27 protein-coding genes, 3 tRNA genes and 1 other RNA gene are annotated in these 24,887 nt (G+C 38.6%); 30 read left to right on the forward strand and 1 reads right to left on the reverse strand.

The features are described from left to right. Positions 1-74: 74 nt before the first annotated feature. The 17 genes from HMPREF3032_RS01915 to HMPREF3032_RS01995 all read left to right on the forward strand — a co-directional run bounded on the left by HMPREF3032_RS01915 (position 75) and on the right by HMPREF3032_RS01995 (position 11,938). Positions 75-150, forward strand: a tRNA-Phe gene (locus tag HMPREF3032_RS01915). Positions 151-165: 15 nt separating this feature from the next. Further along, a tRNA-Leu gene (locus tag HMPREF3032_RS01920) sits at positions 166-251 on the forward strand. A gap of 5 nt (positions 252-256) precedes the next feature. Next, positions 257-331: transfer RNA gene (locus HMPREF3032_RS01925), tRNA-Ile, on the forward strand. A gap of 58 nt (positions 332-389) precedes the next feature. Next, positions 390-1,094: a tRNA (adenine(22)-N(1))-methyltransferase gene (locus tag HMPREF3032_RS01930; RefSeq protein WP_062401392.1), complete on the forward strand. Its 705-nt coding sequence runs from the start codon at positions 390-392 to the stop codon at positions 1,092-1,094. A 92-nt stretch (positions 1,095-1,186) separates the two neighbouring features. Then, a complete protein-coding gene (locus HMPREF3032_RS01935) occupies positions 1,187-2,296 on the forward strand; it encodes a Nif3-like dinuclear metal center hexameric protein (protein WP_062401394.1) in 1,110 nt (369 codons plus the stop codon). A gap of 67 nt (positions 2,297-2,363) precedes the next feature. Continuing rightward, positions 2,364-2,717: RNase P RNA component class A (gene rnpB / locus HMPREF3032_RS01940), an RNA gene on the forward strand. A gap of 43 nt (positions 2,718-2,760) precedes the next feature. Next, entirely contained in the window at positions 2,761-3,078 is a 318-nt protein-coding gene (locus HMPREF3032_RS01945; protein ID WP_009353085.1) for a thioredoxin family protein, read from the forward strand. Between the two features lie 133 nt (positions 3,079-3,211). Then, entirely contained in the window at positions 3,212-4,354 is a 1,143-nt protein-coding gene (locus HMPREF3032_RS01950) for a hydrogenase small subunit (RefSeq protein WP_009353079.1), read from the forward strand. Next, entirely contained in the window at positions 4,354-6,255 is a 1,902-nt protein-coding gene (locus tag HMPREF3032_RS01955) for a nickel-dependent hydrogenase large subunit (RefSeq protein WP_062401396.1), read from the forward strand. Before HMPREF3032_RS01950 ends, HMPREF3032_RS01955 begins: the two co-directional genes overlap by 1 nt. 13 nt (positions 6,256-6,268) lie before the next feature. Then, a complete protein-coding gene (cybH, locus tag HMPREF3032_RS01960) occupies positions 6,269-6,985 on the forward strand; it encodes a Ni/Fe-hydrogenase, b-type cytochrome subunit (protein WP_062401398.1) in 717 nt (238 codons plus the stop codon). Beyond that, positions 6,966-7,475 carry a HyaD/HybD family hydrogenase maturation endopeptidase gene (locus HMPREF3032_RS01965; protein ID WP_062401400.1) on the forward strand — a complete coding sequence of 170 codons (510 nt, stop codon included), beginning with the start codon at positions 6,966-6,968 and terminating at the stop codon, positions 7,473-7,475. Before cybH ends, HMPREF3032_RS01965 begins: the two co-directional genes overlap by 20 nt. Before the next feature lie 44 nt (positions 7,476-7,519). Next, entirely contained in the window at positions 7,520-7,897 is a 378-nt protein-coding gene (locus HMPREF3032_RS01970) for a hydrogenase expression/formation C-terminal domain-containing protein (protein WP_062401403.1), read from the forward strand. A gap of 467 nt (positions 7,898-8,364) precedes the next feature. After that, positions 8,365-9,207, forward strand: coding sequence for a fumarate hydratase (locus HMPREF3032_RS01975; protein WP_009353063.1), 843 nt, complete (start codon positions 8,365-8,367; stop codon positions 9,205-9,207). A 14-nt stretch (positions 9,208-9,221) separates the two neighbouring features. After that, positions 9,222-9,782 (forward strand): Fe-S-containing hydro-lyase, encoded by a 561-nt coding sequence (locus tag HMPREF3032_RS01980; protein WP_009353067.1) that lies wholly within the window; start codon positions 9,222-9,224, stop codon positions 9,780-9,782. Positions 9,783-9,942: 160 nt separating this feature from the next. Continuing rightward, complete coding sequence (locus tag HMPREF3032_RS01985; protein ID WP_062401404.1) at positions 9,943-10,407, forward strand: NfeD family protein; 465 nt, start codon at positions 9,943-9,945, stop codon at positions 10,405-10,407. Positions 10,408-10,415: 8 nt separating this feature from the next. Then, positions 10,416-11,423, forward strand: a complete 1,008-nt coding sequence (gene floA / locus HMPREF3032_RS01990; protein ID WP_009353112.1) for a flotillin-like protein FloA — start codon at positions 10,416-10,418, stop codon at positions 11,421-11,423. A gap of 20 nt (positions 11,424-11,443) precedes the next feature. Continuing rightward, positions 11,444-11,938 carry a hypothetical protein gene (locus tag HMPREF3032_RS01995; RefSeq protein WP_062401407.1) on the forward strand — a complete coding sequence of 165 codons (495 nt, stop codon included), beginning with the start codon at positions 11,444-11,446 and terminating at the stop codon, positions 11,936-11,938. Between the two features lie 298 nt (positions 11,939-12,236). Here HMPREF3032_RS01995 and HMPREF3032_RS02000 read toward each other — a convergent pair whose 3' ends face one another. Then, entirely contained in the window at positions 12,237-13,469 is a 1,233-nt protein-coding gene (locus HMPREF3032_RS02000) for an FprA family A-type flavoprotein (protein ID WP_009353055.1), read from the reverse strand. A gap of 246 nt (positions 13,470-13,715) precedes the next feature. On the opposite strand from HMPREF3032_RS02000, the gene HMPREF3032_RS02005 reads away from it, so the two are divergent. From HMPREF3032_RS02005 to HMPREF3032_RS02065, 13 genes are all read left to right on the forward strand, one after another. Next, the gene (locus tag HMPREF3032_RS02005) at positions 13,716-14,606 is read left to right on the forward strand and encodes a LysR family transcriptional regulator (RefSeq protein ID WP_062401409.1); all 891 of its coding nucleotides are present in this window, start codon (positions 13,716-13,718) and stop codon (positions 14,604-14,606) included. An 11-nt stretch (positions 14,607-14,617) separates the two neighbouring features. Then, on the forward strand, positions 14,618-15,202 hold the full coding sequence (locus HMPREF3032_RS02010) for a xanthine phosphoribosyltransferase (RefSeq protein ID WP_009353068.1): 585 nt from the start codon (positions 14,618-14,620) through the stop codon (positions 15,200-15,202). Between the two features lie 83 nt (positions 15,203-15,285). Then, positions 15,286-15,813, forward strand: a complete 528-nt coding sequence (locus tag HMPREF3032_RS02015; RefSeq protein ID WP_009353096.1) for a hypothetical protein — start codon at positions 15,286-15,288, stop codon at positions 15,811-15,813. Positions 15,814-15,879: 66 nt separating this feature from the next. Further along, positions 15,880-16,344: a hypothetical protein gene (locus tag HMPREF3032_RS02020; protein ID WP_009353098.1), complete on the forward strand. Its 465-nt coding sequence runs from the start codon at positions 15,880-15,882 to the stop codon at positions 16,342-16,344. A 263-nt stretch (positions 16,345-16,607) separates the two neighbouring features. Beyond that, the gene (locus tag HMPREF3032_RS02025) at positions 16,608-16,967 is read left to right on the forward strand and encodes a helix-turn-helix domain-containing protein (protein ID WP_009353094.1); all 360 of its coding nucleotides are present in this window, start codon (positions 16,608-16,610) and stop codon (positions 16,965-16,967) included. 275 nt (positions 16,968-17,242) lie between these two features. Then, a complete protein-coding gene (locus tag HMPREF3032_RS02030) occupies positions 17,243-18,229 on the forward strand; it encodes a 2-hydroxyacid dehydrogenase (RefSeq protein WP_062401411.1) in 987 nt (328 codons plus the stop codon). Positions 18,230-18,367: 138 nt separating this feature from the next. Continuing rightward, a complete protein-coding gene (locus HMPREF3032_RS02035; protein ID WP_156439330.1) occupies positions 18,368-20,071 on the forward strand; it encodes a glutamine--tRNA ligase/YqeY domain fusion protein in 1,704 nt (567 codons plus the stop codon). Between the two features lie 9 nt (positions 20,072-20,080). Beyond that, a complete protein-coding gene (locus HMPREF3032_RS02040; RefSeq protein ID WP_062401412.1) occupies positions 20,081-20,686 on the forward strand; it encodes a hypothetical protein in 606 nt (201 codons plus the stop codon). Positions 20,687-20,944: 258 nt separating this feature from the next. Further along, positions 20,945-21,511: a DUF3793 family protein gene (locus HMPREF3032_RS02045; RefSeq protein ID WP_062401413.1), complete on the forward strand. Its 567-nt coding sequence runs from the start codon at positions 20,945-20,947 to the stop codon at positions 21,509-21,511. A gap of 11 nt (positions 21,512-21,522) precedes the next feature. After that, entirely contained in the window at positions 21,523-21,939 is a 417-nt protein-coding gene (locus HMPREF3032_RS02050; RefSeq protein WP_009353092.1) for a flavodoxin domain-containing protein, read from the forward strand. A 191-nt stretch (positions 21,940-22,130) separates the two neighbouring features. Continuing rightward, positions 22,131-22,925, forward strand: a complete 795-nt coding sequence (locus HMPREF3032_RS02055; protein ID WP_009353070.1) for a DUF3100 domain-containing protein — start codon at positions 22,131-22,133, stop codon at positions 22,923-22,925. A gap of 1 nt (position 22,926) precedes the next feature. Then, a complete protein-coding gene (locus HMPREF3032_RS02060; RefSeq protein ID WP_062401414.1) occupies positions 22,927-23,388 on the forward strand; it encodes a hypothetical protein in 462 nt (153 codons plus the stop codon). A 162-nt stretch (positions 23,389-23,550) separates the two neighbouring features. Next, positions 23,551-24,870 (forward strand): amidohydrolase, encoded by a 1,320-nt coding sequence (locus tag HMPREF3032_RS02065; RefSeq protein ID WP_062401415.1) that lies wholly within the window; start codon positions 23,551-23,553, stop codon positions 24,868-24,870. The last annotated feature ends 17 nt before the right edge of the window (positions 24,871-24,887 follow it).

A 24,887-nucleotide genomic window follows, 5' to 3' on the forward strand; every position in this document is an offset into this window, starting at 1 on the left:
TCGTCGGTTCAAATCCGATCGGGGTCGCCATTTTTTTTACCTATTTTTAAGCAAATATATCGATTTATATATTTGCCTCGGTAGCTCAGTCGGTAGAGCAACGGACTGAAAATCCGTGTGTCGGCAGTTCGATTCTGCCCTGAGGCACCATATACATATCCTCATGCGGATGTGGTGGAATGGCAGACACGCCATCTTGAGGGGGTGGTGAGCGTACGCTCGTATGGGTTCAAGTCCCATCATCCGCACCAAACGAGGGCCTATAGCTCAGGGGTAGAGCAACCGGCTCATAACCGGTCGGTCCCTGGTTCAAATCCAGGTGGGCCCACCATAAGAAACCATCTCACATTGTGAGATGGTTTTTGTTATCTATAGATGTTCATTGTATAATGAAAGAGAAGATTACAGATATGGCACTTTCAAAACGATTAGAACAAGTATTACATATGATTCCACAATGTCAAACGGTGGCAGATGTGGGTACCGATCATGGGTATTTAGCAGTGGCTTGCGTAGAAGAAAAAGTGGCTACACAAGTTATCGCTATTGATGTGAATCAAGGCCCTTTGGAATCTGCTAAAAGATTGGTAAAAGAACGGAAATTAGAAAATTATATTACATGTAGATTAGGAGATGGATTAGCTGTCACAAAAGAGGGAGAAGTAGACTGCGCAGTCATTTGCGGCATGGGTGGAGAATTGATGCAACACATCATTACGGTAGGTCCTGAATTGTTACATACCTATGTATTACAACCACAAAGCCATCGACGAGAGTTGAAACAATTTTTAGTAGATCAAGGGTATGGCATTATTCAAGAAGCATGCTTAGTAGAGGGTAACCAATATTATGATATGTGGTTAGTACAACGAGGCGCTACTTCCGTGTATAATGAGCTATCTAGAGAATCGATGTTATGGGAATATGGTGCTTTGTTACAACAAGAACAATCTGAAGTTTGGATACAGCACATACAACGTAGAATTGAAACGTTGCAATCTATCCTACAACATATGCGTGATACAGCGAAATTTAGTGATGCTGTTCAGGTGATGGAACAAGAAATGAAGGCATTACAAGGTATTTTACAATAGGTGCAGGTGAAACTTTCACCATTAAAAAAGTATAACCATTGATGAGTATGGAACGTTACATCATACCTTGAGATGGTGGATAGGAGGTATATATGGTAACTATGAAAGATATTGCTCAAGCCGTTGAAAGTCAAGCGCCATTGCAGTTGCAAGAGTCTTGGGATAATTGCGGATTACAAGTGGGATCTATGAGTTCAACTGTGCAACGTGTGTTAACGGCATTAGATGTGACGCCAGAAGTAGTAGCAGAAGCGATAGAGCAACAGATAGATGCGATTGTGACACATCATCCAATGATTTTCAAAGGTATAAAATCTATCAACACTGATACGATGCAAGGTAAGATGATTGGTGATCTATTATGCCATACGATTAATGTGTATAGTGCGCATACGAATTTAGATGTTACAGCTGGTGGTCTTAATGACGAAGTGGCTATACGACTAGGGTTACAAGATATACAAGGGTTAGAAGAAACGGGACGTGACGTGGCTTATAAAGTGGCTGTCTATGTACCTATTACACATAGTGAACAACTTCGCCAAGCCATGGGCAACGCGGGGGCAGGTCATATCGGCGCGTACAGTCATTGCAGTTTTTCTGTTGCTGGAGAAGGAAGGTTCTTGCCCTTAGAAGGGACGAACCCTTTCATTGGTCAGGTAGGGGCAATTGAAACTGTACAGGAAGAACGAGTGGAAACGGTAGTGCCTAAAAAGCTATTAGGTCAGGTGTTAGCGGCTATGAAAGAAGCCCACCCGTATGAAGAAATTGCCTACGATATAGTAGCTTTAGAGAATGCGTATGATGCACACTATATTGGTCGCATTGGCAATTTACCGCAATCACTATCGATAGGGGAGTTCAAAGAAGTATTACAATCTGCATTCCCTCATAGTACATTGCGTTGGGGTGGAGCTAAGCAATCATCCATTCAACGTATAGGTCTATGTACGGGTAGTGGAGCGGAGTTCATTAAGATAGCAGCTAAGCAAAAAGCAGATGTGTATATTACTGGGGATGTCAAATACCATGATATGCAACTAGCAAAAGAATTAGGAATCACAGTAGTGGACGCGGGCCATTATGGTACAGAATACATGAGCCAAACAGTATTGAAACGAATGATAGAAAGAATTTTCACAACTCAAGAAGTAGAGGTCATAGAAAGTAAAGTACAAAGAGATTTTTTCTTTGAAGTCTAAGCACTTTCGGTTTATAATGTATAAGAGAGGTATTGACCCTCTAGGTGGTCTATGCTAGACTTAAACAGTAAGTATGAAAGGCGATTGCAAGTCTACTTGACTTGAGGAAAGTCCGAGCTCCATAGGGCAGGATGCCGGCTAACGGCCGGCGTGGGTGACCATAGGGAATAGTGCCACAGAAAAGTAAACCGCCACCTTCGGGTGGTAAGGGTGGAACGGTCGCGGTAAGAGCGCACCAGGTACATGGTAACATGTATGCTCGGTAAACCCCATCCGGAGCAAGGCCGAATAGGAAAGGGTTAAGGGTTGCCCGCCTACCTTTCGGGTTGTGCCGCTTGAGCGTATAGGCAACTATGCGCCTAGAAAGATAATCGCCACTGCGAAAGCAGGACAGAACTCGGCTTATTGATTGCTTGCTCAAAACCGCTCTTCGGAGCGGTTTTGTTATTGTAGGAGGTATTGTGATGAAACTAGAATCGATTAACAACTATGAAGATTTTAAAGCTGTTGTAAAAGGTGAGGATGAAATCGTCTTAGCTTGCTTTACAGCAGAATGGTGTTCTCCTTGTCAATCTATGAAAGAAGAACTGGATGTGTTACATGATGAATTGCAAGGTGTAGCACGCATGATTGCTATTGATATTGACGTAGCTAAAGAGATTGCTTTAAAAGAAGATGTGCAAGGTGTACCAACAATTATCTGCTATAAAAAAGGAAAAGAGAAAGATCGCGTAGGAGGCTATAAGAAGGCAGCTTCTGTACGTAAATTATTGAAACTATAAATAGAGGATATAAAAATATTTTTACAAATTAGTGATTAATGTTCTATAGAAGGAATATCTTTCATGATATACTATGGATAGTATATCAATTTGTAGAGATGCTATAAAGTTATTGCAAGAAAGGGACTTTTTTGTGAAAGAATCATTGAATAGTCTTTGGAATCTATTCCAAGAGCGTAAATTAAGCCGACGTACTTTTATGAAATCCTGTGTAGCTTTAACTGCTATTTTAGGGTTGCCGCCAGCATTGACCAATAAAGTCGTGGCAGCGGCAGAAACAAAAGAATTACCTACGGTGATTTGGTTGCATGGTCATGAATGTACAGGATGTGACGAATCTTTCATTCGATCTACATCGCCTTTCGCATCTGATGTGATTTTAAATATGATTGCCTTAGAGTATGATGATACCTTGGCTGCCGCAGCAGGGGAACCATTTGAACATCATTTACATCACTTGTTAGAAAGTAAAAAAGGTAAGTATGTATTGGCTGTTGAAGGTGGCGTTCCATTGGATGAAAATGGATCCTACTGCCAAGTTGGTGGACGTCCATTTGTAGATGTATTGAAAGAATGCGCTGAAGGGGCTGCTTTCATCATCGAATATGGATCTTGTGCAGCTTGGGGCGGTATTCAAGCGGCAAAACCGAACCCAACGAATACAGTATCTGTTTCTTCTATTGTAAAAGGTAAAAAAATCATTAAAGTACCTGGATGCCCTCCAATTCCAGAGGTCATGACTGGTGTGATCATGCATTATGCTTTATTTGGCGAAATTCCACCTCTTGATGTAGAAGGAAGACCAAAACAATTCTATGGCAATCGTATCCATGATACATGCTATCGTCGTCCTTTCTTTGATTCTGGATTGTTTGTGGAACATTTTGATGATGATGCATCGAAAGCTGGTTGGTGTCTATATAAAGTAGGTTGCCGTGGACCAGAAACATATAACTCTTGTGGTAATTTGCGTTGGTGGAATGGGTTGTCCTATCCAATTCAATCTGGACATGGTTGTATTGGTTGCTCTGAAAAGGGATTCTGGGACAATGATAACTTTTACCAACGATTGCCTCATATTCATACCCCAAACACCATCACCGATGTCGATACATTAGGAACAGTGGCAGGATTTGGTGCTTTTGGTGCTGTAGTGGCTCATGGTGGTATTACCTTGGCAAAACATAAATATGATTCTATTCAAGAAGAGAAGAAATATTTAGCAGAACAAGAAGCAAAACAAAAAGAAGTGGAACAGAAAGGTAGTGACCAATAATGAAACGAGTTGTAGTCGATCCAGTGACCCGTATTGAAGGTCACTTACGTGTAGAAGTTAGTGTTGATGAAGCAACAGGTCAAGTACAAGATGCCCTATCCAGTGGTACAGCTTGGCGTGGAATTGAATTAGTAGCTAAAAATCGTGACCCTCGAGATGTATGGGCTTTTGTGCAACGCATATGTGGAGTATGTACCTCTACGCATGCCTTAGCAGCTCTTCGTGCTGTAGAAGATGCATTGGGGATTCAAATTCCTAAAAATGCCAATTATATTCGTAATATGATGCATAGTTGTTTAGATGTACATGATCATATTGTGCATTTTTATCATTTACATGCTCTTGACTGGGTAAGTCCAGTAGAGGCATTGAAAGCAGATCCTAAGAAAACTGCAGAATTGCAACAACAAGTCTTAGACACATACAATGTGAGTGGATTACAACCAAAAGATTTGGAATCTGGCACATCTGCATACCCTAAGGAGTTCCCTAAAGGAAATGCTACGTATTATGCAGCGATCCAAACAAAAGTGAAAAAAATTGTAGAAAGTGGTCAATTAGGTATTTTCTCCGCCCAATGGTGGGATCACCCAGACTATCAATTATTGCCTCCAGAAGTGCATTTGATGGCCATTTCCCACTATTTGACAATCTTGGATCGTCAACGTGATATTGTGACACCACATGTTATTTTCGGTGGCAAAAACCCACATCCTCATTACATTGTAGGTGGTATGCCTTGCTCTATTTCCATGGATGATATGAATGCACCTGTCAATGCGGCTCGTTTGGCAAGTGTGGATGAATCTATTTCCTTGGCAAAAGATTTGGTGAATTATTTCTACTTGCCTGACTTATTAGCGATTGGTCATTTATATGTAAAAGCTGGTATGGTAGACGGCGGCGGATTGGCGAAAAAACGCGTGTTAGCTTATGGTGGCTATCCAGATGATACGTTCACTGGTATCAGCAACGGCGATTATTTCAAAAAAGCTCTGGTTCGTGCAAACGGTGTAGTAGAGAACTTTGAGCTTGGCTGGGAAAAAGCAACATTTACAGCACTAGAAGGGGAAGATTTGATGAATCCTGACTTCTTGTCAGAAGAAATCAATCATTCTTGGTTTGAATATCCAAATGGGGAAACGTCTTTGCATCCAACAGAAGGTGTGACAAAACCTGCTTTCACAGGTCCTAAAACGGGAACAAATAAAAAATGGGAATTCTTGGATGAAGAGAAAAAATATTCTTGGATTAAATCTCCTACATTCAAAGGAAAAGCCTGCGAAGTGGGCCCATTGGCAAAATATATCGTTGTCTATGTAAAAGTAAAACAAGGCATCATCAAAGACCCAACTTGGGCTGAGAAAATGATGGTGGACCAAATTGATGCCGTATCTAAAGTGCTAGGTGTACCAGCACATGTGTGGATGTGTTCCACAGTGGGCCGTACAGCAGCTCGTGGTTTAGATGCACAAGTGGCAGCTAACTTGAGCCAACATTTCTACAATCGCTTGATTGAAAATATCAAAACCGGTGATACTGTAGTGGCGGACACGCGTAAATTCGATCCTAATACTTGGCCAAAAAAGGCAAAAGGTGTAGGTGTATTAGATGCACCTCGTGGTGGCTTAGGTCATTGGTGTGTCATCAAAGATGGTCGTGTAGACAATTATCAATGTATCGTACCAACGACTTGGAATGCATGCCCTAAAACGATTGCTGGCGAACATGGTGCATATGAAGCAAATATGATGGATACAAAAGTTAAAATTGCAGATAAACCATTGGAAATTTTAAAAGGGATTCATTCCTTTGACCCTTGCTTAGCATGTGCGACGCACTTGTACAATAAAAAGGGTGAAAAAATAGTGTCTGTCAATACAGATGCCCTATGTAAATAGGAGGAGGCTATCTATGTTACCGTTAAATAAAAAGCCCTATCGCGTATTTAGTTTATGGCTTCGTATTTTCCATTGGACTATGGTGCTCTGTGTAACGGCTCTATTCTGGACTGGCTTGTATATCGGGAATCCAGGATTCCAAGCTACACCAGGTAGTGTGGAACCGACTATTGCTGTAGGCGGTTGGTTCTCTATGGAAATGATTCGTAAGATTCACTTCATTGCAGCCTTTATCTTAATTGCATCTTTTGTATTCCGTATTTACGGAGGCATTCGCTATCGAGGGGATCGCTTATTCCCAAGATTTCATAAAAAAAGTTATTGGGTTGGTATTTGGGATACTATGAAGCATTACATGATGTTGCCACAACAACGGGAGCATCGTTTCTTGCGTAATTCTTTAGCGCGTACTAGTTATGTGGGCGTCTATGTAATGATGTTCTTAGAAATTTCTACAGGACTTGCTATGTATGCCCAAGTTTATCCTGATACATGGGTGGCACAAATTTTTAATCCAGTGAACTTATTATTTACGGAATATCAAGTGCATATGATTCATCATTATATTGCTTGGGGATTCTTGTTATTTACAATTATTCACGTATATTTGGCATTCCGTGAAGATGTTATGGAAGAATCTGGAGAAGTATCTAGTATGGTTTCAGGTATGAAATTTTATCCTACAGATCCAGAAGATATAGAGGACTTATATGGACCAAATAAAAAGTAATCCCATTGTATTATTAGGGGTAGGCAATATTTTGCTTACTGATGAGGGATTCGGTGTCCATGTGGTGAACCAATTACAGGAGGATTATGTATTTAATCCTCCTATTACCATTCTAGATGGAGGCACCATGGGCATGGAATTGCTTACGTATATGCGGGGTATGACAAAACTATTATTAGTGGATGCCATCAATGGTGGTGATGTGCCAGGCACAGTATATGAGTTTCCTCATGAGGAAATGAATAGTTATTTTACTGAAGCTATTTCTGTGCATGAAGTGGGGATGCAAGATATTTTACGTATTCGTGCATTACAAGAAGATCCTTTAGAAGATGCCGTTGTCATCGGTGTAGAACCTGAAAGTTTAGAATTAGGCCTTACCTTGAGTGATTCCACACAAGCTGCGGTAGCAGAAGTGAAAGAACGAGTGCTGAGGGTTTTATCTAATTGGCATGTAACAGCTAGTCCTGTGAGTGGAAAAGAAGAATAGACTGCTACATACTATAAACTGTAATAATTTGATAAGGAGATTCTATGCAAAATGAATTTGGCCGTGTAAAAGCGGTGTTTCAAGAATTGAAAAATGCTATGCAGCACTTGCGTCAAACAGGAGAAACCTATACGATTTATGTGGAAAATACAGGTCTCACTATGGAAGAGCAAGTGGAAGTATTGGAAACATTGGGACGTGGTGATGTGACGATCCATCTGAAAGATACAGATCAACCAGTAGAATGGTATGAGTCTACGATTCGTGGTGTATGGATTGGCACCTTCCGTAATGGTCGCGATGAAGCGATACTCTATACGATTGAAGTATGTCGTTACCCAGAGTTAGCAGGCGCTTATGATGAAGATATCATTGGAGGAGAAGCCGATTTACAAGAGTGGATAGAAGCAGCTGACCTATAGTGGGTATGATTGTCTATAATAAATGTTACATATATGGCTGGAAATAACCTATATTTGCTATATCAATAAATCATAGGTAGCACTATTTCCATAAGAAAATATATAAAATAGCATAAATAAAACTCTCTTATTATGATTTAATGAGAGAGTTTTTCAGTTTATAGAGGTATATTTTGTGTGTAAACATAGTAGTTTTTAGTAGGAAATAATGTATTGAGAAGATTAAATATATGTGTATTTTAAATGGTTTATAAAGGGTGGATATTTGTCCATATAAGGAATGAACCATGGGATTTAAGAATACCTTAGAAATAGAGAACTATATGCATTTACCATTAAATGATAATAAATTCTATCATAATAAACAGTTATAGTACCTATTCTTAAAGAATTGAAAAAGATAAGGTAATGGTGATACAATAATACACAAGAGAAAGGTCTCTGTTTTAAGTTGAGGAGGGATTACTTTGCGTAACATTCACGTTGAGAAAGTAACAGAAAAGGTAGCAGAATTATGTATGAATGCAGCATATCATCTTCCAAAAGATATGTATAATGCATTGAAAAAAGGCTATGAGAGTGAGAAATCTCCAGTAGGTAAAGGCGTATTGGATCAAATCATCAAAAATGCGGAAATCGCTGATGCTGAAGATCGTCCAATCTGCCAAGATACTGGTCTTACAATCGTATTCTTAGAAGTTGGTCAAGATGTACACTTCGAAGGTGGAGATCTTGAAGAAGCTATTCAAGCTGGTGTAGCAAAAGGTTATGTGGACGGATATCTTCGTAAATCCGTAGTAGCTGAACCTTTGTTCAACCGTGTAAACACTAAAAATAATACTCCAGCAGTTATTTACACTAAAATTGTTCCAGGCGACAAAGTTGACATTAATGTAGAGTTAAAAGGCTTTGGCTCTGAAAACAAATCTGGCGTAAAAATGTTGGTTCCTGCTGATGGCGTTGAAGGCGTAAAAAAAGCAGTTCTTGAAATCGTTAAAAAAGCTGGCCCTAATCCATGCCCTCCAATGGTACTAGGTATTGGTATCGGTGGTACTATGGACTACGCAGCATTCCTTTCCAAAAAAGCTCTTCTTCGCTCTGTAGAAGAACGTAATGCACATCCTGAATATGCAAAATTGGAAGAAGAAATCAATGCAATGGTTAACAAAACTGGTATCGGACCTCAATTAGGTGGTTCTACAACAGCAGTTTCCGTTAATATCGAGTGGGCAGCAACACATATCGCTGGTCTTCCTGTAGCAGTAACTATCTGCTGCCACGCTAGCCGTCATGCTCACGGTGAAGTTTAAGAGGGGGAATAACCATGGCAGAACAAATTCGTATTCAAACACCTTTAACAGAAGAACAATCCCGTAAATTAAAAGCTGGTGATATGGTTCTTATTTCTGGTAAAATCTACAGTGCTCGTGACGCTGCTCATAAAGTAATGACTGAAGCATTAGCACGTGGCGAAGAATTACCAATCGATTGGCATGACAAAATCGTTTACTATTTAGGACCAAGCCCAGCTAAACCAGGAGATCCAATCGGTTCCGCTGGTCCTACAACATCTGGTCGTATGGATGCTTACACACCAACAATGCTTGATCAAGGTATCAAAGGCATGATCGGTAAAGGTTCCCGTAAACCAGAAGTTATCGAATCTATGAAGAAAAACGGCGTAACTTACTTTGCAGCCGTTGGTGGTGCAGCAGCTTTAATTGCTAAATCCATTAAAAAATATGATGTTATCGCTTATGCTGACTTAGGTCCAGAAGCTTTGGCAGAATTAACAGTAGAAGATTTCCCTGCAATCGTTGTTATCGATAGCGAAGGAAACGATTTCTACGAAATCGGTCAAGCTCCATACCGCGAAGACGTTTAATCACTAAACAATTAAGAGGCTTTCTTTAGAAGGCCTCTTATTTTATTATATATAGATTAAAGAGGAGAATAGAGATAACAAAATCTAGCTTTTTCATCTTTTATATAAAGAGATTGTGATATAATACAGATAAAGAGATAGTAAAGAGAAAGGAGACGCTATGATAGGACTTTTAGTAAGTGGTATTATTTTGCTCCTCATCGAAATGATGATACCAGGATTTGGTATATTTGGTCTAACAGGCTTGTTGCTATTCCTATGGGGTATCTATGATTGGATGGGAGGAGGACCTATGGCAATAGTTACTGTCACCTCGCTTTCAGTAGTGGGCGTACTATTGTTGTGGTGGATTATCTCTGTATTTCCTAAGACAGCTTTAGGAGAACGATTGACATTGCACCTAACATCTACTAAGGAAAAAGGATATGCTACACATCCAGACCCAAATTGTTGGTTGGGCAAGATTGGATATACAAAAACGGTGTTGCGACCAGCAGGGACCATCGTTGTGGAAGGAACATTCCTCGATGTAGTCACTGATGGTGAATTTTATGAACCAGGCACAGAAGTGGAAATTATTTCTGTTACTGGTGGTCGTATCGTAGTGAGAACTACAAATAGATAGGAGGACATATGGAAACAATTATTGGAACGGTAGGATTTATCATTTTTCCGATTATTCTAATTATCGGCATTTCTTTATTTTTACATTTCGTCCCATTAGGGCTATGGGTATCTGCTCTAGCAGCAGGCGTGAACGTCAGCATTATGACTTTGATTGGTATGCGTCTTCGTCGTGTATCTCCATCTCAAATCGTACTTCCTTTGGTGAAAGCCAATAAAGCTGGCTTAGATGTGACGGTAGATCAATTAGAGGCCCATTATTTAGCGGGTGGTGATGTAGACCGTGTGGTTGATGCATTGATTGCAGCAGAACGTGCTACTATGGAGTTAACATTTGAACGATCTGCAGCCATTGATTTAGCAGGTCGTGACGTATTAGAAGCAGTACAAATGTCGGTCAATCCAAAAGTGATTGAAACGCCGATTATTTCTGCAGTAGCTAAAAATGGTATTGAACTAAAAGTTCGTGCTCGTGTGACAGTGCGTGCTAATATTGATCGTTTAGTTGGTGGCGCTGGAGAAGCAACGATTATTGCCCGTGTTGGGGAAGGTATTGTTACTACTGTAGGTTCTTCTGAAGAGCATACAGACGTGTTGGAAAATCCAGACCATATTTCTCGTACTGTATTGAATAAAGGCTTAGATGCAGGGACAGCTTTTGAAATCTTATCCATTGATATTGCCGACGTAGATGTAGGACGTAATATTGGCGCCCAATTGATGACAGATCAAGCGGAAGCGGACAAAAAAATTGCCCAAGCTCAAGCAGAAAAACGTCGAGCTATGGCGGTGGCACAAGAACAAGAAATGCGTGCCCATACCCAAGAAATGCAAGCAAAGGTAGTAGAAGCTCAAGCGGAAGTACCAAAAGCATTATCTCAAGCGTTACGTGAGGGTAATTTGGGTGTTATGGATTACTATTCGATGAACAATATTATGGCGGACACTAAAATGCGTGAAAGCATTTCTGAAGGTGATTATGCGTCTACCATCGATGGTAAAGGTACACATGAATAAGGTAGAGGAGGTATCCGATTATGGAAATAGGGATACTCATTCTGATTATTTTAGGGTCCTTTATATTTAAAAAAGGAACATCTAACGAGGAATCGTCACAAAAACCAGTTCCGACTAAGGATATGACTTGGGAGGAAATGGAAGAGTATTATGGTATTACACTTTCACGGGACCCGAAGGAATCTGTGAATATGGATCCTGATGTAATGGTGGGAAACACCTCCGAAGGGACTGTGAATACAAGCAATCCAGTGAATGTAGATAGATATGAAAAGCCAGAAGACTCACCGAGATATGACGCAGAGGAAATGCGAGCTACAGTCCATGAACGAATAGAGGCTAAACGAAGGAAATCTGCAAACATATCTGTTAAAGAGGTGAGAAAAGACAGACCTATTTATTCTGGTACGTCTAAGAATGAAGGCTTACGATTAGCAGCTAGGTATGGAATGGTGTGGTCTATGATTTTAGAAACACCAAAAGGGGCGCGTATGTTAGGCCGTTATCGTCGATAGTATGTTAGTAGAATCGATAGGTAATACCCAGATATAATGATGTGATTGTACTTATACATCCTCTGTATAGATTTATTTGCTATTAGATATAGTAATACATATAGTACCTATAAAAATGAGCTATCAAGTTGGGAATGTCCTTTCATGATAGCTCATTTTGTATATGTTACAAGGAATTTACAGTTACACTCTATACTAAATATTGGGTTATACTAAAGCTAGATTCATCAATAGTATCATTAATTGTTTAGATGTATAGATTAAAAGCGACTCTACTGTGTAGAGTCGCTTGTATTGATTATAAAGTTTTGATATCTGTTTCTGCTAAGGAAGCAACGATGGAATCTGCTAATTCTTCAAACAATGGTAATTGTTCATCGTGTAATGCGCCTTTAATATCTAGTGGAGTACCAACGATTTCCATGTTTTTAAATTCATTTGTAAAGTAATCAACCATGCGTTTCATCGCGCCGGATGCCCAGGAATGGTTACCTACGATAGAAACTTTATGGTTATGGAAGTTTAATGCATGTAATTCATGTAATAAGTTTTCCATAGTCAAGTATAAGCCTAAGTTGTAAGTTGGTGCCATACATACTAAATGGCTATATTTCCATGCATCAGAAATGATGTAAGATGGATTAGTTTTAGATACATCATAAATACGGATATCTGTTACACCGCGTAAAGATAGCAACTTCGCTAATTGCTGAGCCATTTCAGCAGTGTTGCCATACATGGAACCGAAAGCAATGACAACGCCTTTTTTCTCTGCATTGTAAGTGCTCCAATGCATGTATTTACTGATGATGTAAGAAATGCTATCAGGAGTTCTCCAAATTGGTCCATGAAGAGGTGCAATGATATTTACATTCAAAGAAGATGCTTTTTTCAATGCATTTTGTACTTGTGCACCATATTTACCTACGATATTTGTGTAATAACGACGAGCTTCATCTTCGTATACACGATCAAAATCTAATTGATCAGCGAAGATATTGCCGTTGATAGTGCCAAATGTACCAAATGCATCAGCAGAGAATAAAGTGCCTGTTGTTGATTCGTAAGTACAGGTTACTTCTGGCCAGTGAACCATTGGCATGGTGTAGCTGTGAAGCTTATGATGACCAAGATCGATGGTGTCGCCTTCTTTTACTTCGTAGTAGTTGTCAGGAGCTGGACGACCATAGAACTGTTCAAAGAATCGGAATGTAGTTTTATTGCCGACCATTTTCACATTTGGGTAACGGTCTAGCAATTCTACTAATGTAGCACAATGATCAGGTTCCATGTGATTTACGATTAAATAATCTAACTCACGACCATTTAACAAATGTTCTACATTGTCAAAGAATTCTTGACGAATGCTATCATCTACAGAGTCAACAATACAAGTTTTTTCGTCGTCAATAAAATAGGAATTGTAGCTTACCCCATTTGGAATTGGAAACAAGTTTTCAAAACGTTCTGTACTCCAATCGTTGCTACCAATCCAATAAATATGATCAGTCAATTTTTGTGCGCAATGCATAGTTAAATTCCTTTCATACATACGGGGGGATTGTTATGCCCCAGATTTTCTTATCAAATATATATTACTAGTTTATAAGCTAGAACGCAACTATTTTATATAGTTTTATTACAAATAGATAGATAAAATTCTATTCGTATTTTTGCAGTTTGACAATAGTAATGAATATAGGTAAACTTATAAGTATATATAATAGTAAAGTAATAGTGGAAGTGAATTACTTTCATAGAAAATTTGAGGTTATTTATGTCTGTGTCTGCAGAATTACTGCGTGCCTTTGTGGGAGTAGGATTGCACTTATCTTTTTCCAAGGCAGCGAAAGCGAATGGTGTCTCACAATCGGCCATTAGCCAGAGTATTAAGCAATTAGAAAAAGATTTAGGAATTCCTCTATTTGAAAGGACAACAAAATCAGTAGCTTTTACAAAAGCAGGTCGTGAACTCTTTGAAACAGCTGTAGAAGCATTTTCCATTTTAGATAATGGGATTGTAAAACTACAAGAACGTGTATCTAGGGATTATAAGAGTTTACACTTAGCAGCTACAGATACATTGAGTAAGTATTTTTTGTTACCTACTTTCAAAAGTTGGCAAGAAAAACAGCTAGATATTAGTTTACGTGTTACGAATCGACCATCCCGTGAATGCGTAGGAATGCTTGAATCGGGAGAGGCTCAAATCGCTGTGGTTCATGCCTATGATGGACTCTATGATAATAATCATTTAGAAATCCTAGATTTAGAGCCTATGCAAGATATATTTGTAGGAGGCACTATATACAAAGATGAGTCGAAGGTTTGGTCCATTGATGAAATTATGGCAGAGCCATTATTATTGCTTACGATGGGGGCGAGCAGTCGAACTTTTTTTGATACGGTCACCTATAATCGATGCACGAGCCCAGCTTTTGAGCTAGGTAGCTTGGATGTACTTATGGATTTGGTTGAAATTAACTTAGGAATTTCTTTAGTGCCAGAATTAGTGGCTAGAGAAAAAATAAAAAAAGGTTCTTTAATCGAATTAAAGACAAACTTACATATTCCAGAGCGTCGTATTGTATTAGTACGATCAAGAATGGATGCATTAACAGAAGGTGTTTCACAATTTATTAATATATTGAAAGACAGAAAACAATAAGGAGGATCATCGTGGAATTATTAAAACAGCGTATTGATGCAGAAGGTATTGTATTAAACAATCGAGTGTTAAAAGTAGATGGATTTTTAAATCATCAAATTGATCCTAAATTGTTTGTTCAAATCGGTAAAGAAATTGCGAAACAATTTGAAGGACGAGGTATTGAACGCATTGTTACGATTGAAGCCTCTGGTATTGCAATCGCATTACAAGTTGCCATTGAACTAGATGTTCCTTTAGTATTTGCGCGTAAGAAAAAATCTATTTTGATGACAGATGATGTATATCACTCTGTGGTATATTCTTATACCAAAGAAGAGAACTATGATGTAACAATCTCCAAAAAATTCTTACCTGCAGGAGAGAAAGTATTAATTATTGACGATTTTTTAGCTAGCGGTGAAGCGGCTATGGGATTAGCTAAGCTTGTAGAAAGCGCAGGAGATACGGTAGAAGGAATTGCTATTGTCATTGAAAAATCATTCCAACCAGGTCGTGAGCGTTTAGAAAAAGCAGGGTATGAAGTACATTCTTTAGTGCGAATTGCACGCTTTGAAAATGATCGTTGTATTTATAAAGAAGATGAATCTTGTTAATCCATTGAAATCATATCTCATTGTGTGTTATCATTATGGTAATGAGTTTTAATTTTAAACGTATTTGGAATGGAGTTAAGACAGTGAACAAAAAAGCAGAATTATTTCAACAGTTTATTGAACAAAATGAATTAACAAATCTTTTTACTCTTCGTGAGATTGAAAATGATCAATATAATACAGCGATATTCGATGCGAGTATTGAGTATAATGATATTGTGTTCCCATTGTTTGTAGTATTGGATGATACGCCATTTGGTTTTGTGCGTTTAGAAATTGCAGGTGGTCGCTTCACTCCAGAACAACGAAAAGCTACAGTGGAAGTGCTAAATCAATTGAATAGTGAATTTAAATGTTTCAAACACTATCTAATGGAAGAAGATGGCTACGAAGCAATTCTTTTAGATGTAAGCTTAATGAGTGGAGATAATTTTGAGCCAGAGTTAGTAGCATATACTATTTTTGAGGTCTTGTATCCACATACACAAAAAGACTTAACTCGTATTATTGCAGCAGTAGAAAGTGTTAAAGTAGAAAATACTGCAGTAGAAGAAACGGCTACTAAAAAAGAAAGTAAACCGCGGAAAACTACAAAATCTAAAAAGGATTAAGACTGATAGAATAAAATTATATGGGCATTGTGACAAGCAATGCCTTTTTTTAACGAGGTGATACCTATGAATGAAAAGGCGAGATTATTTGAAAAATTTCTCATTGATGAACAATTGACATGCTTTGAAAAGCGTGAAGTTGGCGATGAAGATCATACGGTTGTATTTAGATCCTATGTACAAACAGAATTAGGAGATATTCCAGTATTTCTATTGTTGGATGATACAATTTATGCTACAATTCGATTATTGATGGGGGCAGGTGTTGTTACTAAGGAAAATCGTCAAGATATTCTGACTTTTATCAATCGTGAGAACAGTACATATAAAAGCTTCAAATATTATATTGAAGAAGATGATGATAGTGTATATTTAGATTGTATTAATCAAAGCGCAAATTCTAATTTTGATCCACGATTGTTATATGTATTGATGACACAGATTGTTGAATATATTCCTGGAAAAATTCAAACTATAGGTGAGGTATTCCGAGTTGAACAATTACCGCCACCAGAACATGCACACGAATAATATAAATAATTTATGAGTAAAAACGATTAAAATAGAATGAAATCTATCAATTTTGATTAAAATATAATCAAAAATACGCATGCGCAGTTGGGATAAACAATTCAATTCGTGTAATACAATTCAAAAATGCTAAAAAACATAGAGAGATACACAATTCGTGAGATGTGGGATAGTGGTTTTCTATAGCATATCTATTGTATCTCATGCTATAATAGAGATAGGTTATTTATACTATAGATTCACGTAGTATAAGGGGTGATACAATGGCATTAGGTGAAAATTTAAGACATGCCCGTAAACGGATTGGGCGGAGTCAATTAGATGTGGCTCGGGATATTGGTATTAGTAATGCTGCCCTGTCAAATTACGAAACAGGATATCGAGAGCCTGATTTGGAAACCTTAAAGCGATTGGCTAATTATTATGATGTAACAATTGATGAATTAGCAGGCAATGCAAGCATGGCTAGAGAAATTCTTTACGATTTGAGTAGCATTGTAAAAAATGGGCGCATCGCACATAATGGTGTAGAATATGTATTAAGTGATTCACAACGATTAAAATTGAGACGCCAAATTGCACATGCATTTGAAATGTTCAATGAAGGAAAATCCAATTGGTAGGATAAACATGTTATTCTAGGAACGTTTGTGGAATAGCATATCATCGTATAGAAAGCGTAGAAGCTCTCGGGTACGTTTGAGAGTGCAAGTTACCGTATCTACAAATAAAAAGCACAGTTCTATGAAAATAGGACTGTCTTTTTTATTGTCCAAAGGAGATGTGATATAATTTACAAAAGAGGTATTTATAACGATGACTAGCAATAGTCAAGAGTGGATAATATAACATAATACTTATAGGGTAGATACATAGGATACATGAAAGTGAGGTAAAAATGAATAAACCAATAGTAGTAGTACCGGGTCTAGTGCGTAAAGATGTAGTCGCTTATTTAAGTGAACATGTGACAGTGCGTCAGTGGACAGAAAAAGAAAAAATGCCAAAAGAGCTGCTAAAAGAATGGCTTCGTGATGCAGATGGATTATGGAGTATTAATCATTTTACTGTGGATGAAGAACTAGTTAAAGATGCGCCAAATTTAAAGGTAATTGCACAGGCTTCTGTGGGCTATGATAATATTGATATCGATGCGTTAACAGCACGTCATATACCTTATGGCAATACACCTGATGTATTAACAGAAACCACAGCTGAGTTAGCATTTACATTGATGGCAGCTGCGAGCCGTAGAATTTATGAAAATGCTCAGTTCGTTAAGGAGGGTAAATGGGTTGAACGTCCTTCAAATATTAAAGGTAAAGACTTAAGCCGTATGACATTAGGCATTATAGGTATGGGTAAAATTGGTGTGTCCGTATCTCGTAGAGCTCGTGCTTTTGGGATGACTGTACAGTATCATAACCGTAATCGTCGCAATGACGATAGTTTACTTATGACAACCTATGTATCACTGGGCAAGTTGCTCACTACTAGTGATATTATTTTAGTAATGGCTCCATTGACAGAGAAAACACATCATTTAATTGATGCAGAAGCTTTTGAAATGATGAAGGAGACGGCTTTATTTGTCAATGTGGGACGTGGAAAGATTGTGGATACAGACGCATTAGTGCACGCGTTAGAAACGGGTCAAATCGATTACGCGGCTTTAGATGTGGTAGATCCAGAACCAATTGGGGCAGACCATCCATTACTTAAAACTGGTAAATGCCTAGTGGTACCTCATATTGGGTCTTTCACTGATCGCACTCGTAAAGAGATGGCTATGCTGACAGCTAATAATCTGATTGCTGGTGTACATGGTAAACCATTGTTGACCTGTGTCAATGAAAGCGTTAATTACCAATCCATCGAGAAATAAATGGTAGAGAGAGCTGATATGAAAATTGCTGGTTTCATTCATAAGAAAACGGTGAAACATAGCTGTTCCTGTGGTATAATAAAGAGAATGTGCAGAACGTGCACTTGTGTATAATCAATCTAAGAGAGGAAGAATCACATGGAATCGAAAGAGACGATGATGAGTACAGAAGAAACAACGCCTCAAACTGTTAATTTTATTGAAGCGATTATTAATACAGACAATGAAGAAAATACCTATGGAAAACGTGTTCATACGCGATTCCCACCTGAGCCAAATGGGTATTTGCATATTGGACATGCAAAATCTATTTGTCTTAACTTTGGTCTTGGCAAATCGTATCATGGCTTAACAAACTTGCGTTTTGATGATACAAATCCTGTGAAAGAAGATGTGGAATATGTAGAATCCATTGAAGAAGATGTAAAATGGTTAGGCTTTGAATGGTATGGGGATGTACATTATGCATCTGACTATTTTGGTAAATTATATGAATATGCCCAAGTATTGATCAAAAAAGGTAAAGCCTATGTAGATGATCAAACACCAGAAGAAATCCGTGCTACTCGTGGTGATTTTACAACTCCTGGCACGAATAGTCCTTATCGTGACCGTAGCGTGGAAGAAAACTTACGTCTTTTTGAAGAAATGAAAGCGGGCAAATATAAGGATGGAGAAAAAGTATTACGTGCCAAAATTGATATGGCAGACCCTAATATCGTAATGCGAGATCCTGTATTGTATCGTATTTTACATGCTGAACATCATCGTACAGGTTCTGAATGGAATATTTACCCTATGTATGACTATGCCCATCCAGTATCTGATGCGATTGAACGTATTACCCATTCTGTATGTACCTTAGAATTTGAAGTGCATCGACCACTCTATAATTGGGTGTTGGAAGATTGGGAAGATACAGAAAAACCAAAACAGATTGAATTTGCTCGCTTAAATGTGACGAATATGGTCATGAGTAAACGTAAATTGCGTCAATTAGTTGAGTTAAATCTTGTAAGTGGTTGGGATGATCCTCGTATGCCAACGATTTCTGGTTTACGTCGTCGTGGTTATACCCCAGAGTCCATTCGGGATTTCTGTGAACGTATTGGTGTAGCCAAAGCAGATAGCATGGTAGAAGTAGGTCTATTAGAGTTCTGTATCCGTGAAGATTTGAAATTAAAAGCGCCACGGTATATGGCAGTACTAGACCCAGTAAAAGTTGTCATCACAAATTATCCAGAAGGGCAAACGGAGACATTAGTGATCGAGAACAATACAGAAAATGAAGCAATGGGCACACGTGAAGTGACATTTGGTCGAGAAGTGTACATTGAGCGTGGTGATTTTATGGAAGAGCCAGTGAAAAAATTCTTCCGTTTAGCACCTGGCAAAGAAGTACGCTTAAAAGGTGCCTACATCATTGAATGTCAATCTGTAGTAAAGGATGACAATGGCAATATCACTGAAATCCATTGTACCTATGATCCAACTACAAAATCTGGAACAGGCTGTCAAAAGAAAGTAAAAGGTATCTTACATTGGGTAGAAGCCTCTACAGCGGTAGATATGGAAGTGCGCTTATACGATTATTTATTATCTGCAGAAGATGACGAATCGGCAGATAAGGATTTCTTACAACAGTTGAATCCAAACTCCTTAGAAGTAAAATCTGCTAAAGGTGAAGCAGCATTCCGTAATACACAAGTAGGTGATCATTATCATTTCTTGCGTACCGGTTATTTTGTAACGGATAAAGATAGCACGCCAGACCATATTGTGATGAATCGAACTGTAGGTATGCGTGATACCTGGGCGAAAATGCAAAAGAAACAAGGTTAGGCGAATATAATGAATAGAAAAATAACATATTTTGTATGGCTATGTACGCTTGTATGTATGCTAGTTGGCAGCAAGATTGGTGTGGAAGCATCCAATAGGGTATCAGATAGATGGCCGGCTACTATGCTTGTGCAAGCAGGGAGTAGTGCTAGTATTATTTCTAGTGGTATGCCACAGTCATTGGAAGAGGGACTACGACAAATTGGTATTGATACAAGTGAGTCCTACATGCTGATGGATAAGCAAAATAACAATTATTACTATGCCCGTTATGGTGAAGGCACCTTGCTATATGGATTTGGTCCTAAGCAAGGTGGTTGGAATTCTACATCAGCCCCTGTAGGATTTAAATATACAGTCGCTATGATTCAGGACTATGATTCATATGTAAAAGAGCACCCTGAATCATTCCAAGTGATTGTCCCATTTCGAGAAGTAAGAAAACATGTATATGCAGGTGAAATCATTGTAAATACATGGTTTAAGCAAGTGGAATATCCTATGTATCTGCAAATTATATTTTTGTCAGATAGTACAGGAGCCCCACGAGTGAAATATGTCATGACGAATGTGCAGGATACAGCATTGAGAAAACAATTACAGTATTTATTATAAAGAAAAGTTGCAAACTTTGAAGAATAGTATTGACTATGAGTAGTATGAAATACCTATCTTTCAAAGAGAGCAACTTTTTCATTTTAAATGAAAAAATTTCTCATACTTATTGACATATGTTAGGATTATTTGTATTATAATAATAGAAATAATTTTCATTATTTTAGTTCATCTTTCGAGATGATATATATCCGGATTATCTATTTGCTGTGAGAGCAAGTGTTCTCCCCAAAATAAGTAAAAAGGCAGGTACAACAAATGGAATCCATTGAGCAGATTATCGGTTACCATTGTGCGCCCGCGATTCGAGGTATAAAAGTGGCAAATCTTGTTGCTTTACCTCAGCATTTAGGGGCTAAGATGGTAGAAAAAACACATGAGTATAATGATAAATTTAATCAAAAAGGACTATTCTTTTATGAATTGTGCCATTGTGAAAAACGAAAATTATTACTCGTATTTCGTGAACGTATGCTTGAGGACTATTTGCGACAACCTGAGGTGCTAGCATTTTTACAAAACTATGGATATGAATCCTATGAAACTTTGGCAGATTGGTTATTACATTTGCGTGATCGTATTGAAATGAGCGACGTATTTCCTCATGAAATCGGAGTGTTTTTAGGATATCCATTAGAAGATGTAAAAGCGTTTATCCAATTCCGCGGAGCAGGCTATAAAGTCTGTGGCGACTGGAAGGTATATGGAAATCAAGCGTCAGCTATGCACGCATTTCATTGTTTTCGAATGTGTCGTGACTATTGTCATGCACAGTTGAATAAAGGAAAATCTTTAGAGTCTTTGGTTGCCGTAACGGCATGCTAGGAGGTAACATTATGATCGCTGTAATTTATTGGTCTGGAACAGGTAACACAGCTGCAATGGCAGAAGCTGTAGGTAAAGGCATCGCTGATGCTGGTCAAGAAGTGGTAGTAAAATCCGTTTCTGAAATCACTGCTGATGAAGCTGCTAATTATGAAAAATTAGCATTAGGTTGCGCTGACATGGGTGCTGAAGAATTGGAAGACGGTGAATTTGCACCATTCTATGAAGCATTAGAACCTAAATTGGCAGGTAAAAAAGTAGTATTGTTTGGCTCCTATGGTTGGGGTGGCTCTTGGTTAGATGACTGGGCTGGTCGTGTAGAAGGCGCTAATGGCGTTGTAGTTGATAAATTACCAGTGATGGGCGAACCTGATGATTCTGGTAAAGAACAATGTGAAGCATTAGGAAAAGCATTAGTAAATGCATAAGCCAACTATACGGCATATGATAACTCAATATACTAGCTCTTAATCATAAGAGGTGGATAGTACAGCTATTCACCTCTTATTTTATTTTTGCAACCCTATTGCTAATTCGGAATCACTCACACATTGACCGTGCACGTTAAACTTTACTATAATAAAGAAATAGTTATAGTTATTAGTATAGGAGGTATTGTATGCAAGTATTACAAAACTGGAAATTACATGCATTGGCTCTTGTGATTACCATCATTGCAGAAATGATCGGAATCCAACGATTTGGAGCTGTGGTATTCTTACCGCTTCTCTATGCGTTGATTATGGGTTTGTTTGTATCCATTCCATCATTCAAAATTTTAACAGTAGAAACCATGGAAAAATCAGCGGATTATCTTGGGATTGCAGTGATGCTCTTAATGGTTAAAGTAGGCTTAGGGATTGGTCCTAATTTAGAAATTCTTTCTACTGCTGGGTTGGCTCTTATGTTACAAGAGTTAGGCCATTTCTTTGGTACTATTTTATTCGGCTTGCCAGTGGCATTATTAGTAGGAATGCGCCGTGAAGCGGTGGGTGCTTGTTACTCTGTAGACCGGGAACCTAATGTAGCGATTATTATTGATAAATTTGGCTTTAGCTCTCCTGAAGGCCGTGGCGTTATGGGCATGTATATTTGTGGCGTATTGATTGGTGCTATGTGGGCGTCTGTACTAGCAGGATTTTTTGCTCAAATGGGTTGGTTCCATCCACTGGCCTTGGCTATGGGTGCGGGTGTAGGTAGTGCTAGTATGATGGCTGCTTCTACTGCCCCTATCATTGCAGTATATCCAGAATATGAAGCTCAAATTGCAGCTTTAGCAGGGGCAGCGAATTTGCTGACTACTGTACTAGGAGTTTACTTTGGTATTTTCGTGTCTTTACCTGTGATGGAAAAAACATATAATTTCTTTACAGGTCGTACACGTGAACAAGATTTGGCAGAGGAGGGACAATAAGATGACTATGAGTGAAAAAATTACACAATTTGTCATTGTTATATGCATTGCAGCTATTATGACTGCTCTGGGTAATATCATTGATGGCAAGCATCTATTGGGACCAAGTCTTGTAGGAGTCTTTGTGATTGCTGGGTTAGCAATTATTGGTGCGATTATTTCCTATTTACCAGTAGCTAATCGATTCCCTATGGTCTTCTGGGTATCTTTAGTAGGGGTCATTGCATCCTTGCCAATCATGCCAGGGCAAGCATGGATTATTGCACAAACAAAAGAAGTAACATTCTTGGCTACAACCACACCAGTATTAGCCTATGCAGGTCTCTCCTTGGGAAAAGACTTAGGAGCATTCCGTCGTCTATCTTGGAGAATTATTCCAGTAGCCTTAGCGGTAACGGCAGGTACCTTTATTTGTGCTGCTGCAGTAGCTCATTTTGTATTACATATGCAAGGTGTGATTTAAATTTGAATATAACCATATAGGTTATAGTTGAACCTAATGAAAGAGAGTTGATGATTTCCTATCAACTCTCTTTTTGATTTCGTGGTACAATAGAGTTCAAGAGTTATACATAGATACCTTTTAGTAAAAGGTGTTTTCATACAATGTAAAAGGAGACCGATTATGTTAACGAAAGAAGAAGTAAAACAACGTGTATGTGATGCCATTGTGGTAGGTCAAGGTCGATTGCGTGCATTAGCTAGCGCCATTATGGATGAACCAGAATTGGGTTATAAAGAGCATAAAACATCTCAAAAAGTACAAGATATGTTTACAGAGCTAGGGATTCCTTTTACGATTGGTCATGCTATTACAGGTGTGAAAGGTCGTTTGCATGGTGGTAAATCTAAAAAAACTGTCGCCATGATCGGTGAATTGGATGCCATCGTATGTCACCGTCATCCAAAGGCAGATCCTATGACAGGGGCAGCCCATTGTTGTGGACATAATGTGCAAATTGCCAATTTATTTGCAGTAGCCATGGGCTTACAAGCGGAAGGCGTTATGGAAGCTCTTGGTGGGGATGTAGTTTTATTTGCAGTCCCAGCAGAAGAGATGATTGAAGTGGATTATCGCAATACATTGCGTGAAAAAGGAACGATTAAATACTTAGGTGGTAAACAACAGCTGATTTATGAAGGAGCTTTTGATGATATCCATATGGCTATGCAAATGCATGTGGAAACAGCGGACACACCTACGGGAGAAATGAACTTAGGTAGTACCTCCAATGGATTTGTGGCAAAACTGATTGAATACCATGGTAAAATTGCCCATGCAGCGGCATCTCCTCATGAAGGGATTAACGCATTAAATGCAGCTTTGATGGGGGTGATGGGAGTACATGCTATTCGTGAGACTTTCAAAGAGAGCGATTATTTCCGGTTCCATCCTATCATTAATCAAGGGGGAACCTTGGTCAACTGTGTACCAGATTATGTGCAAGTTGAAAGCTATGTGCGTGCTTCTAATGTACAAGCTATTGTGGATGGGAATCAACGTGTCAATCGTGCCTTGAAAGCTGGCGGAGATGCAGTGGGGGCTACTTGTGTGATTCATGATCTACCGGGCTATTTACCGATGCGTGATAATCCAGATATGAACAGTTTATTGCGGTCTAACTCAGAACCGCTATTTGGTACAGACAATGTACGTCAACGGGTGCATATGACAGCAAGTACTGACATGGGCGATGTATCCCATTTAATGCCTGTTATCCACCCTTGGGTGGGATGTATTGAAGGGGTGCTCCATAGTGCGGAATATAATATTACCGTACCAGATGTAGCCTATATTAAAACGGCTCAAGCCTTAGCCATGACTATTGTTGATTTATTATATGATGAGGCACAGGTTGCGGAAGAAATTTTAGAAAACTTTGAAGCTCCTTTAACAAAAGAAACGTATATTGAATTGTTAGATTCTATTGCCAGTGGAAAATAGTAAAAATTCTCATATCT

Source organism: Veillonella sp. DNF00869 (genome assembly GCF_001553345.1).
In the GTDB taxonomy this organism is placed as follows: Bacteria; Bacillota; Negativicutes; order Veillonellales; family Veillonellaceae; genus F0422.

Bases quoted from the DNA above. Each gene is read 5' to 3' on its own strand.
- HMPREF3032_RS01930 (WP_062401392.1), top strand. From the start codon at position 390: ATGAAAGAGAAGATTACAGATATGGCACTTTCAAAACGATTAGAACAA.
- HMPREF3032_RS01935 (WP_062401394.1), top strand. From the start codon at position 1,187: ATGGTAACTATGAAAGATATTGCTCAAGCCGTTGAAAGTCAAGCGCCA.
- HMPREF3032_RS01945 (WP_009353085.1), top strand. From the start codon at position 2,761: ATGAAACTAGAATCGATTAACAACTATGAAGATTTTAAAGCTGTTGTA.
- HMPREF3032_RS01955 (WP_062401396.1), top strand. From the start codon at position 4,354: ATGAAACGAGTTGTAGTCGATCCAGTGACCCGTATTGAAGGTCACTTA.
- cybH (WP_062401398.1), top strand. From the start codon at position 6,269: ATGTTACCGTTAAATAAAAAGCCCTATCGCGTATTTAGTTTATGGCTT.
- HMPREF3032_RS01965 (WP_062401400.1), top strand. From the start codon at position 6,966: ATGGACCAAATAAAAAGTAATCCCATTGTATTATTAGGGGTAGGCAAT.
- HMPREF3032_RS01970 (WP_062401403.1), top strand. From the start codon at position 7,520: ATGCAAAATGAATTTGGCCGTGTAAAAGCGGTGTTTCAAGAATTGAAA.
- HMPREF3032_RS01980 (WP_009353067.1), top strand. From the start codon at position 9,222: ATGGCAGAACAAATTCGTATTCAAACACCTTTAACAGAAGAACAATCC.
- HMPREF3032_RS01985 (WP_062401404.1), top strand. From the start codon at position 9,943: ATGATAGGACTTTTAGTAAGTGGTATTATTTTGCTCCTCATCGAAATG.
- floA (WP_009353112.1), top strand. From the start codon at position 10,416: ATGGAAACAATTATTGGAACGGTAGGATTTATCATTTTTCCGATTATT.
- HMPREF3032_RS01995 (WP_062401407.1), top strand. From the start codon at position 11,444: ATGGAAATAGGGATACTCATTCTGATTATTTTAGGGTCCTTTATATTT.
- HMPREF3032_RS02000 (WP_009353055.1), bottom strand. From the start codon at position 13,469: ATGCATTGCGCACAAAAATTGACTGATCATATTTATTGGATTGGTAGC.
- HMPREF3032_RS02005 (WP_062401409.1), top strand. From the start codon at position 13,716: ATGTCTGTGTCTGCAGAATTACTGCGTGCCTTTGTGGGAGTAGGATTG.
- HMPREF3032_RS02020 (WP_009353098.1), top strand. From the start codon at position 15,880: ATGAATGAAAAGGCGAGATTATTTGAAAAATTTCTCATTGATGAACAA.
- HMPREF3032_RS02025 (WP_009353094.1), top strand. From the start codon at position 16,608: ATGGCATTAGGTGAAAATTTAAGACATGCCCGTAAACGGATTGGGCGG.
- HMPREF3032_RS02030 (WP_062401411.1), top strand. From the start codon at position 17,243: ATGAATAAACCAATAGTAGTAGTACCGGGTCTAGTGCGTAAAGATGTA.
- HMPREF3032_RS02035 (WP_156439330.1), top strand. From the start codon at position 18,368: ATGGAATCGAAAGAGACGATGATGAGTACAGAAGAAACAACGCCTCAA.
- HMPREF3032_RS02040 (WP_062401412.1), top strand. From the start codon at position 20,081: ATGAATAGAAAAATAACATATTTTGTATGGCTATGTACGCTTGTATGT.
- HMPREF3032_RS02045 (WP_062401413.1), top strand. From the start codon at position 20,945: ATGGAATCCATTGAGCAGATTATCGGTTACCATTGTGCGCCCGCGATT.
- HMPREF3032_RS02050 (WP_009353092.1), top strand. From the start codon at position 21,523: ATGATCGCTGTAATTTATTGGTCTGGAACAGGTAACACAGCTGCAATG.
- HMPREF3032_RS02055 (WP_009353070.1), top strand. From the start codon at position 22,131: ATGCAAGTATTACAAAACTGGAAATTACATGCATTGGCTCTTGTGATT.
- HMPREF3032_RS02060 (WP_062401414.1), top strand. From the start codon at position 22,927: ATGACTATGAGTGAAAAAATTACACAATTTGTCATTGTTATATGCATT.
- HMPREF3032_RS02065 (WP_062401415.1), top strand. From the start codon at position 23,551: ATGTTAACGAAAGAAGAAGTAAAACAACGTGTATGTGATGCCATTGTG.